The organism is Pseudomonas sp. DWP2-2, from assembly GCF_049897065.1.
GTDB classification, from domain to species: domain Bacteria; phylum Pseudomonadota; class Gammaproteobacteria; order Pseudomonadales; family Pseudomonadaceae; genus Aquipseudomonas; species Aquipseudomonas paracarnis.
The window spans coordinates 222,346-231,477 of record NZ_JAFCVN010000002.1 but is presented as its reverse complement, the minus strand read 5'-3'; the positions used below and the strand labels follow the sequence as shown (position 1 = coordinate 231,477).

The following is a 9,132-nucleotide window of genomic DNA, read 5'->3' as shown; positions in this document are numbered from 1 at the left end:
GACAGGTTGTCTCTATGCACCGCAGGAATTTGCTCAAAGCATCCATGGCCATTGCGGCTTACACCGGTTTGTCGGCCAGTGGCCTGCTGGCCGCGCAGGCCTGGGCCGGGAATCGGGCTGCCGATGGCAAGGCCGTGGCGTTCGATTTCGAATCGCTCAAGGCCCAGGCCAAGCAATTGGCCACCCGTGGCTACCAGGACACTAAGCAGGTGCTGCCGCCGACCCTGGCCACCATGACCCCGCAGAATTTCAACGCCATCGGCTATGACCGTAACCATTCGCTGTGGAAGGAGTTGAACGGCCAACTGGACGTGCAGTTCTTCCACGTCGGCATGGGCTTCAAGACGCCGGTGCGTATGCACAGCGTCGACCCAAAGACCCGTGAAGCCCGCGAAGTGCATTTTCGCCCTTCACTGTTCAACTATGAAAAAACCACGGTGGACACCCAGCAACTGACCGGGGACCTGGGTTTCTCCGGCTTCAAGCTGTTCAAGGCGCCGGAGTTGGACCGCCATGACGTGCTGTCGTTTCTCGGCGCCAGCTACTTCCGTGCGGTGGATTCCACCGGCCAGTACGGCCTCTCGGCGCGTGGCCTGGCGATTGATACCTACGCGAAAAAACGCGAGGAATTCCCCGATTTCACGCAGTTCTGGTTCGAAACTCCGGACAAGAACGCCACGCGCTTTGTGGTCTACGCCCTGCTCGACTCGCCAAGCGCCACCGGCGCCTACCGCTTCGATATCGACTGCCAGGCCAACCAAGTGGTGATGGCGATCGACGCGCACATCAATGCGCGCACCGCCATCGAGCAACTGGGCATCGCGCCCATGACCAGTATGTTCAGCTGCGGCACCCATGAGCGCCGCATGTGCGACACCATCCACCCGCAAATCCACGACTCGGACCGCCTGGCCATGTGGCGCGGCAACGGCGAGTGGATCTGCCGGCCCCTGAACAACCCGGCCAAGCTGCAATTCAACGCGTTCGCCGACACCAACCCCAAAGGCTTCGGCCTGGTGCAGACCGACCATGAGTTCGCCAGCTACCAGGACACCGTCGACTGGTACAGCAAACGCCCAAGCCTGTGGGTTGAACCGACCACGGCCTGGGGCGAAGGCTCCATCGACTTGCTGGAAATCCCCACCACTGGCGAAACCCTGGACAATATCGTGGCCTTCTGGACCCCGAAAAAGCCCGTGGCCGCGGGTGATTCGCTCAACTACGGCTACAAGCTGTACTGGAGCGCACTGCCGCCGGTGAGCACGCCGCTGGCACAGGTCGACGCGACCCGTTCGGGCATGGGCGGCTTTACCGAAGGCTGGGCACCCGGCGAGCATTATCCGAAGGTATGGGCGCGGCGTTTCGCCGTAGACTTCAAGGGCGGTGGCCTGGATCGCCTGCCAGCGGGCACCGGCATCGAGCCGGTGGTGACTTGTTCCCATGGTGAGGTGAAGGATTTCAGCGTGCTGGTGCTGGATAACATCAAGGGCTATCGCATCCTGTTCGACTGGTACCCCACCAGCGACAGCGTGGAACCCGTCGAATTGCGCCTGTTTATACGAACCCAGGACCGCACCCTGAGTGAAACCTGGCTGTATCAGTACTTCCCGCCAGCACCGGAGCAGCGCAAGTACACCTGAAACTAACCGCCTGATCATTCCCACGCCGCAGCGTGGGAATGATCACAGGTGGCTTAGAACCGCGACACGCTTTTCATCGCACCAATCAGATACCGCATCGCCACCTGATCGCTCTCGGTCAGCGCCCGGTATTGCACCAGCAACTCCATCTCATCTGAACTCAACCTTCGACCCCGCAAGGACATCCGACGGCTCAGAAAAGACGCCACCGCACCCGCTACGCCATAGGACTTGGCCATGGACCGCTACTCCTGATATCAGTCAAACACTCCTGGTGCCCATTTCCAAACTCCCGGGAAGCGCAACGGCTTCGCGGACCAACCGCCTGTCTCCCTGGGCCAGGAGTCGGGCTTACCCTTAGCGTAGAAACTATCTCATCATTCGTGGGATTTTTTTAGAGTATTAACTTAAAAAATAACGGCGGTAATAAAAACCTACAGCCATTACTCACGCAGGGGTCGATACAGGTGAATGTCTAGCGGTTCTTGCGCATAAAGCTCAGCGTGGGGTTGCTGCAACAGACGGCAACCATGGCGCAGGTAAAAGTCCACAGTGTTACGCGACTCCGTCGCCGAGATATAGAGTGCTTGGGCCCCCACTTGCCGGCCGTGCTCGCAAGCCAGCGCCAACAACCGCCCGCCCAGGCCAGAACCGCGGGCACTGTGGCTGACATGCAGGAATTTCAGCTGCCGCATCAGCAGGCCCTGGTGATGGAACGGCCGATTGTCCACCACCACTGCGGCAACCAGCACCTGGCCGTCGAATACGCCCCATAACCACCCGCCGCGCTGGAGGCAGGCACGCAGCGCCACCGCATCCTGTTCAGCCTCGCCTTCGGGCCAGCCGTGCATGTCATGATGTGTGGCATACAACACCAGTTCGCCGCAGTCCATGCGATAGCACGCCGGGATCAGCTCCGTACGATCGATGGCTGCCAGCAAAGGGATATCGTCTTCGGTTAACGCGCGTTCCACCAGCATAAGCTTCTCCTGCTTAACAACCGCCAAGGATCAGCCTTCCTATAAACGCGAGCAAGAAAAAACCCACCGTATCAGGGTGGGTTTGGCACAGAGGTAAGTAGGGTCAATCCCGCAGATCCGACTCATGGATCGGCTGGTCCCGATGGGTTGCCCGCTGGTACTGCGCCGGCCAGATGGCTTTGCGTCCGCCCAGGTCATCGTCGGCATGCAACGGCCAGTACGGGTCGCGCAGCAGTTCACGGGCCAGAAAAATAATGTCAGCCTGGCAGGTACGCAGGATGTGCTCGGCCTGGGCCGGTTCGGTAATCATGCCGACCGTGCCGGTGGCGATGCCCGATTCCTTGCGCACGCGCTCGGCGAAGCGCGTCTGGTAGCCGGGGCCGGTGGGAATCTCGGCATTGGCGGCGGTACCACCGGACGACACGTCGATCAGATCCACCCCGAGGTCTTTCAGGCGGCGCGCCAACTCCACGGTTTCATCCGGGTTCCAACCGTCTTCCACCCAATCGGTGGCCGACACGCGCACAAACAGCGGCAACTCCTCAGGCCACACGGCGCGCACGGCCTTGGTGACTTCCAGCACCAGGCGAATGCGGTTTTCGAAGGAGCCGCCGTAGTGGTCCTGACGCTGGTTGCTGATCGGCGAGAGAAACTGGTGCAGCAGGTACCCGTGGGCGGCATGGATTTCCACCACCTCAAAGCCTGCGGTCAAGGCGCGCCTGGCGGCGGCGACAAAGTCGGCGATTACTTGCTGGATCTGTGCTTCGTCCAGTGGCTTGGGCTGGGTGTGATTGGGGTCGAAGGCAATCGGCGAGGGCCCCACCGGCACCCAGCCGCCCTCCTCCGGCTTGACGCTGCCGTGTTTGCCGATCCATGGCCGGTGGGTGCTGGCCTTGCGCCCGGCATGGGCCAGCTGGATCCCAGCCACCGCGCCCTGGGCCGCGATAAAACGGGTGATGCGCCGCAATGGTTCGATCTGGGTGTCGTTCCACAGGCCCAGGTCCTGGGCGGTGATACGGCCATCGGCGGTCACCGCCGTGGCCTCGGTAAAAATCAGCCCGGCGCCACCCACGGCCCGGCTGCCGAGGTGCACCAGGTGCCAGTCATTGGCCAGGCCATCGTCGCTGGAGTATTGGCACATGGGTGAAACCGCGATGCGGTTGAGCAGGGTCAATTGGCGCAGGGTATAAGGTTCGAGCAGCTGACTCATGGCGCACCTCTTCTGGGTTCTGTGGGCACTGTTCAACAGTGCATAGAGCCTAGTCGACAACCATCGTTTGCACAGGGTTCAGAAAGGAAAGCGGGAGCCGATTGCCGGCTCCCGGTAGGCAGCGCCTTACATCTCGACCTGGGTGCCCAACTCGATCACACGGTTGACCGGCAGTTTGAAGAACCGCAGGTTGCCGTTGGCGTTTTTCAACATGAAGGCAAACAACACTTCACGCCAACGGGCCATGCCTTTGATGCGCGAGGCAATTACCGTTTCACGGCTGAGGAAGTAGGTGGTGCGCATCGGGCTGAAGTCCAGGTCATCCAGATGGCACAGTTTCAGCGCTTCAGGCACGTCCGGTTCATCGGTGAACCCGAAGTGCAGGATCACCCGGAAGAAGCCTTCGCCATAGGCATCCACCTCGAAGCGTCGCGCCGCAGGCACCCGTGGAATGTCTTCGTAGACCACGGTCAACAGCACCACCTGCTCATGCAGCACCTGGTTATGCAGCAGGTTGTGCAACAGCGCATGGGGCACGGCGTCGGGCCGCGCGGTGAGGAACACCGCCGTGCCCTGAACGCGATGGGGCGGCTGTACGCGGATACTGCTGATAAAGATCGGCAACGGCAGGCCACCCTCGTCGAGACGGCCGACCAGCAATTGCTTGCCGCGCTTCCAGGTGGTCATCAGCACGAACAGCACGATCCCCGCCAGTACCGGGAAGGCGCCGCCCTGGAGGATCTTCGGCGCGTTGGCGGCGAAGAACAGGCCATCCACCAACAGGCAGCAGAGCAACAGCGGCACGGCCAGCACCGGTGGCCATTTCCACAGCAGCAGCATCACCGCTGATACCAGGATGGTGGTCATCAGCATGGTGCCGGTCACCGCCACACCGTAGGCCGAGGCCAGGGCACCGGAGGATTCGAAACCCAACACCAGCAGGATCACGCCGACCATCAACGACCAGTTCACTGCACCAATGTAGATCTGGCCCTGTTCGGCACTGGAGGTGTGCTGGATATGCATGCGCGGGATGTAACCCAGCTGGATTGCCTGGCGGGTCAACGAGAACGCGCCGGAAATCACCGCCTGGGAAGCAATCACCGTGGCCATGGTGGACAAGCCCACCAACGGGACCAGTGCCCAGCTCGGCGCCAGCAGGTAGAACGGGTTGCGCGCCGCCTCCGGATCGCCCAGCAGCATCGCGCCCTGGCCAAAATAGTTCAGCACCAGCGCCGGCAGCACCAGCAGGAACCAGGCGCGGGCGATGGGTTTGCGGCCAAAGTGGCCCATGTCGGCGTACAACGCTTCAGCGCCGGTCAATGCCAGCACCACCGCGCCGAGGATCGCCACGCCAATACCGGGGTGAACCATGAAGAAGCGCACGCCCCATGCCGGGTTCAGCGCATTGAGCACTTCGGGTTGCTGCAGAATGCCGTACACCCCCAGGCCGCCCAATACCAGGAACCAGGTAACCATCACCGGGCCAAACAGCTTGCCGATGCGGTCGGTGCCGTGTTTCTGGATCAGGAACAGCGCCACCAGCACCACCAGGGCAATGGGCACTACCCATTTTTCCAGGCCGTCGAACGCCAGTTCCAAGCCTTCGATGGCCGACAACACCGAAATTGCCGGGGTGATCATACTGTCGCCGTAGAACAACGCCGCGCCACACAGGCCACACACCACCAGGAAACTGCGCAATTTCGTGTGCTTCCCGGCAGCTCGCCGGGCCAACGCGGTGAGGGCCATGATGCCGCCCTCGCCCTGGTTGTCGGCACGCAGCACGAACAATACGTACTTGATCGACACCACCCAGATCAGCGACCAGAAGATCAGCGCCAGGATCCCCAAGACACCGTCATGGTTGACCTGCACCCCATAACCGCCGTTGAACACCTCTTTAAGGGTGTAGAGCGGGCTGGTCCCGATATCGCCATAAACCACCCCGACCGCCGCCACCAGCATGCCAATCGGCTTGGCTTTTGAATGCTCGGCACCTGCTGCCTGACTACTTGCCTGACCCATCAACCACTCCTGCCCTTTGACCTGAGGTCTTTTATAAACAGCGCTTCTAAGCTGACCCTAGCATGCGCTGTTTTACTTCTCGTAACAGACGTTTTATTGACCCAAGGGCTTTACCCGTGCGCAACGGCGCGAAGCATAGCGCAGCACTCGTCGTATTTCCCCGTTCAAGTGAACGGGGTGTCGTTTTAGGCAATCAGTCATAGCGGGCACAGCAGCACTTTGGCGCCTTTTTGCCTGCATTGATCACATTTACGGCCAACCGTATATTCCTGGCCCGGCTCAGTCGTGCTGCGTGGGTGGTGTGAGCAGGAGCGCCTTGGCCGGATTACCTGATCAGTCATTCGTGCATTCGCATGGCGCGCAGTCGATACAAAAACTCAACTATCGGACTGTCTCTTTTAAGGTACACTCCTCATGTACGAAGTGAAACACGTACTGTCAATCAACGGCGTGGATATCTACCAGGCTTGGCTGGATACAGTGCAGGACACGCGTTCGAAAGCAAGAATCACCACCAGAGTGGATGGGGCGTCCCTTGGTCACTTTGGCGTTACCGAGCCAGTGGGTGATGGGGTCTTTGAGATGAAGCTCGACTTCGGCCCAGGGTTTCGCGTGTATTACGCAGTCCAGGATCGAAAAATCATTTTCCTATTGGGCGGTGGTTCGAAGGCCAGACAGCAGAACGATATCGATCAGGCCAAGGCTCTCTGGAAATCTTACAAGGTGCAGCAAAAATGACCATTCGTACCCGCCCGCACGAAGATAGCGTTATGGAAATGCTTCGCAACGACGAAGCATTCGCCCTCGAATATTTATCTGTCGCGCTTGAGGAAATAGATGAAGCCGGTGGCGAGGACGCTTTCCTTGTCGCTATCCGTCGAGTGGCGGAAGCTCGTGGTGGGATGCTCAGCTTGTCGCAGAACACAGGACTCAATCGAGCAAACCTCTACAGGTCCATCGGCGTCGGCGGTGATCCTAAGCTCTCCACTTTGCTTAAAGTCCTCCAGGCGTTAGGTGTGGGCATGTCTAAAGTGGTATCGCACCGAACAGAACAAGACGCCCAGGCTTAAGCGCGCGCCAGTAGCTATGGGGATTACCCGGCGCAGCACTCGTCGTATTTCCCTGCATAAAGCTGGTCAAGTGCGCTGCCCGCCGATAGAATTGCGCACTTTTTGATCAGAGGCGCACCAAGCGCCCATCCGTTGCCTTGTCGTGCAAGACCGGCAGCGTCATTCAATACCGAGGTTAGACATGTCCACCACCATCGCAAAAGCCAACCCCAAGGTTGGCTTTGTTTCCCTGGGTTGCCCGAAGGCGCTTGTCGACTCCGAGCGCATCCTCACGCAATTGCGTATGGAAGGCTACGACGTCGTGTCCACTTACCAGGACGCCGATGTGGTGGTGGTCAACACCTGCGGCTTCATCGACTCGGCCAAGGCCGAATCGCTGGAAGTGATCGGCGAAGCCATCAAGGAAAACGGCAAGGTCATCGTGACCGGCTGCATGGGCGTGGAAGAAGGCAATATCCGTAACGTGCACCCGAGTGTGCTGGCGGTGACCGGCCCGCAGCAGTACGAGCAGGTGGTCAACGCTGTGCACGAGGTGGTGCCGCCACGCCAGGATCACAACCCGCTGATCGACCTGGTGCCGCCTCAAGGCATCAAGCTGACCCCACGCCACTACGCGTATCTGAAGATTTCCGAAGGCTGCAACCACAGTTGCAGCTTCTGCATCATCCCGTCGATGCGCGGCAAACTGGTAAGCCGCCCGGTGGGTGACGTTCTCGACGAGGCCCAGCGCCTGGTCAAGTCTGGCGTCAAGGAGCTGCTGGTGATCTCCCAGGACACCAGCGCCTACGGCGTCGATGTGAAATACCGCACCGGTTTCTGGAACGGCGCGCCGGTGAAAACCCGCATGACCGAGCTGTGCGAAGCCCTCAGCAGCCTGGGCGTGTGGGTGCGCCTGCACTATGTTTACCCTTACCCGCACGTGGACGAGTTGATCCCGTTGATGGCCGCCGGCAAGATCCTGCCGTACCTGGATATCCCGTTCCAGCACGCCAGCCCGAAAGTGCTCAAGGCGATGAAACGCCCGGCGTTCGAAGACAAGACCCTGGCACGCATCAAGAACTGGCGCGAGATCTGCCCGGAGCTGATCATCCGCTCCACCTTCATCGTCGGTTTCCCCGGCGAGACCGAGGAAGACTTCCAGTACCTGTTGGACTGGCTGACCGAAGCGCAGCTAGACCGCGTCGGTTGCTTCCAGTACTCGCCGGTGGAAGGTGCACCGGCCAACCTGCTGGACTTGGCCGTGGTACCGGACGACGTCAAGCAAGACCGTTGGGAGCGCTTCATGGCGCACCAGCAGGCCATCAGCTCGGCACGCCTGCAACTGCGCATCGGCAAGGAAATCGAAGTGCTGATCGATGAAGTCGACGAGCAAGGCGCGGTAGGTCGTTGCTTCTTCGACGCCCCAGAAATCGACGGTAACGTATTTATCGACGATGCCAGCGGCCTGAAGCCGGGTGACAAAGTCTGGTGCACCGTGACCGACGCCGACGAGTACGACTTGTGGGCTGAAAAGCGCGACTGATCGCACGGTGATAAAAAAGCCTCGCCTCTGAGAAGATGCGGGGCTTTTTTAGGTCTATCGTATTGTCCATCAACCCCGAATACAGCAAGGGACAGCGGGCATGCGTCAGCATTCGGTGATTCACACACCTAAAACCAGCGACTACGCACGCCTGGTGCAGATCTGGGAGGACTCGGTACGCGCCACCCACGACTTCCTCCCGGACAGCTATATCGACATGTTGAAAAACCTGGTGCTGAGCCGCTATCTCGATGCGGTCATGCTGATCTGCACCAAGGACGTGCGCCAGCACATTACCGGCTTCGCCGGGGTGTCGGCGGGCAAGGTGGAAATGCTGTTTATCGACCCGCGCTACCGTGGCCAGGGGCTGGGCCGGCAATTGCTGGGCTACGCGATCGAACACATGAACGCCGATGAACTGGACGTCAACGAACAGAACCCCCAGGCCCTGGGTTTTTACCTCAAGCAAGGCTTCGAGGTGATCGGGCGAACGGACCATGATGGGCTTGGGCAGCCTTATCCGTTGTTGCACCTGCGTCTGCGCCAGCAGCAACAGGCCCGTAATGCCTGAACTGTGGGAGCTGGCTTGCCTGCGAAGGCGTCGGGTCAGTCTACCCATCCGGTGCTGGTATACCGCCATCGCAGGCAAGCCAGCTCCCACATTTAACCCGTGTTGTGTCAG

9 protein-coding genes are annotated in these 9,132 nt (G+C 60.2%); 5 read left to right on the top strand and 4 right to left on the bottom strand.

The genetic code is table 11. The annotated features are described in order from the left end of the window. The first annotated feature begins 14 nt into the window (after window positions 1-14). Window positions 15-1,640 carry a glucan biosynthesis protein D gene (locus tag ACP7CZ_RS05045; protein ID WP_054897106.1) on the top strand — a complete coding sequence of 542 codons (1,626 nt, stop codon included), beginning with the start codon at window positions 15-17 and terminating at the stop codon, window positions 1,638-1,640. 53 nt (window positions 1,641-1,693) lie between these two features. On the opposite strand, the gene ACP7CZ_RS05040 is transcribed toward ACP7CZ_RS05045, so the two are convergent. The 4 genes from ACP7CZ_RS05040 to ACP7CZ_RS05025 all read right to left on the bottom strand — a co-directional run bounded on the left by ACP7CZ_RS05040 (window position 1,694) and on the right by ACP7CZ_RS05025 (window position 5,858). Beyond that, a complete protein-coding gene (locus ACP7CZ_RS05040; protein ID WP_014717190.1) occupies window positions 1,694-1,879 on the bottom strand; it encodes a hypothetical protein in 186 nt (61 codons plus the stop codon). A 204-nt stretch (window positions 1,880-2,083) separates the two neighbouring features. Further along, a complete protein-coding gene (locus ACP7CZ_RS05035; protein ID WP_054897105.1) occupies window positions 2,084-2,620 on the bottom strand; it encodes a GNAT family N-acetyltransferase in 537 nt (178 codons plus the stop codon). Window positions 2,621-2,723: 103 nt separating this feature from the next. Then, window positions 2,724-3,830 (bottom strand): NADH:flavin oxidoreductase/NADH oxidase, encoded by a 1,107-nt coding sequence (locus ACP7CZ_RS05030; protein WP_034126499.1) that lies wholly within the window; start codon window positions 3,828-3,830, stop codon window positions 2,724-2,726. Between the two features lie 126 nt (window positions 3,831-3,956). After that, window positions 3,957-5,858 carry a potassium transporter Kup gene (locus ACP7CZ_RS05025; RefSeq protein WP_014717187.1) on the bottom strand — a complete coding sequence of 634 codons (1,902 nt, stop codon included), beginning with the start codon at window positions 5,856-5,858 and terminating at the stop codon, window positions 3,957-3,959. Window positions 5,859-6,272: 414 nt separating this feature from the next. Between ACP7CZ_RS05025 and ACP7CZ_RS05020 the strand changes: the two genes are divergently transcribed. The 4 genes from ACP7CZ_RS05020 to ACP7CZ_RS05005 all read left to right on the top strand — a co-directional run bounded on the left by ACP7CZ_RS05020 (window position 6,273) and on the right by ACP7CZ_RS05005 (window position 9,021). Next, window positions 6,273-6,596 (top strand): type II toxin-antitoxin system RelE/ParE family toxin, encoded by a 324-nt coding sequence (locus ACP7CZ_RS05020; protein ID WP_054897104.1) that lies wholly within the window; start codon window positions 6,273-6,275, stop codon window positions 6,594-6,596. After that, complete coding sequence (locus ACP7CZ_RS05015; RefSeq protein ID WP_054897103.1) at window positions 6,593-6,928, top strand: addiction module antidote protein; 336 nt, start codon at window positions 6,593-6,595, stop codon at window positions 6,926-6,928. Before ACP7CZ_RS05020 ends, ACP7CZ_RS05015 begins: the two co-directional genes overlap by 4 nt. A gap of 181 nt (window positions 6,929-7,109) precedes the next feature. After that, entirely contained in the window at window positions 7,110-8,450 is a 1,341-nt protein-coding gene (rimO, locus tag ACP7CZ_RS05010; protein WP_003231334.1) for a 30S ribosomal protein S12 methylthiotransferase RimO, read from the top strand. A 100-nt stretch (window positions 8,451-8,550) separates the two neighbouring features. After that, entirely contained in the window at window positions 8,551-9,021 is a 471-nt protein-coding gene (locus ACP7CZ_RS05005; RefSeq protein WP_072447648.1) for a GNAT family N-acetyltransferase, read from the top strand. Window positions 9,022-9,132 lie beyond the last annotated feature (111 nt).

What these genes read in the sequence shown, in the direction of transcription:
- ACP7CZ_RS05045 (WP_054897106.1), top strand. Translation starts at nt 15, where the DNA reads ATGCACCGCAGGAATTTGCTCAAAGCATCCATGGCCATTGCGGCTTAC.
- rimO (WP_003231334.1), top strand. Translation starts at nt 7,110, where the DNA reads ATGTCCACCACCATCGCAAAAGCCAACCCCAAGGTTGGCTTTGTTTCC.
- ACP7CZ_RS05035 (WP_054897105.1), bottom strand. Translation starts at nt 2,620, where the DNA reads ATGCTGGTGGAACGCGCGTTAACCGAAGACGATATCCCTTTGCTGGCA.
- ACP7CZ_RS05025 (WP_014717187.1), bottom strand. Translation starts at nt 5,858, where the DNA reads ATGGGTCAGGCAAGTAGTCAGGCAGCAGGTGCCGAGCATTCAAAAGCC.
- ACP7CZ_RS05040 (WP_014717190.1), bottom strand. Translation starts at nt 1,879, where the DNA reads ATGGCCAAGTCCTATGGCGTAGCGGGTGCGGTGGCGTCTTTTCTGAGC.
- ACP7CZ_RS05015 (WP_054897103.1), top strand. Translation starts at nt 6,593, where the DNA reads ATGACCATTCGTACCCGCCCGCACGAAGATAGCGTTATGGAAATGCTT.
- ACP7CZ_RS05030 (WP_034126499.1), bottom strand. Translation starts at nt 3,830, where the DNA reads ATGAGTCAGCTGCTCGAACCTTATACCCTGCGCCAATTGACCCTGCTC.
- ACP7CZ_RS05020 (WP_054897104.1), top strand. Translation starts at nt 6,273, where the DNA reads ATGTACGAAGTGAAACACGTACTGTCAATCAACGGCGTGGATATCTAC.
- ACP7CZ_RS05005 (WP_072447648.1), top strand. Translation starts at nt 8,551, where the DNA reads ATGCGTCAGCATTCGGTGATTCACACACCTAAAACCAGCGACTACGCA.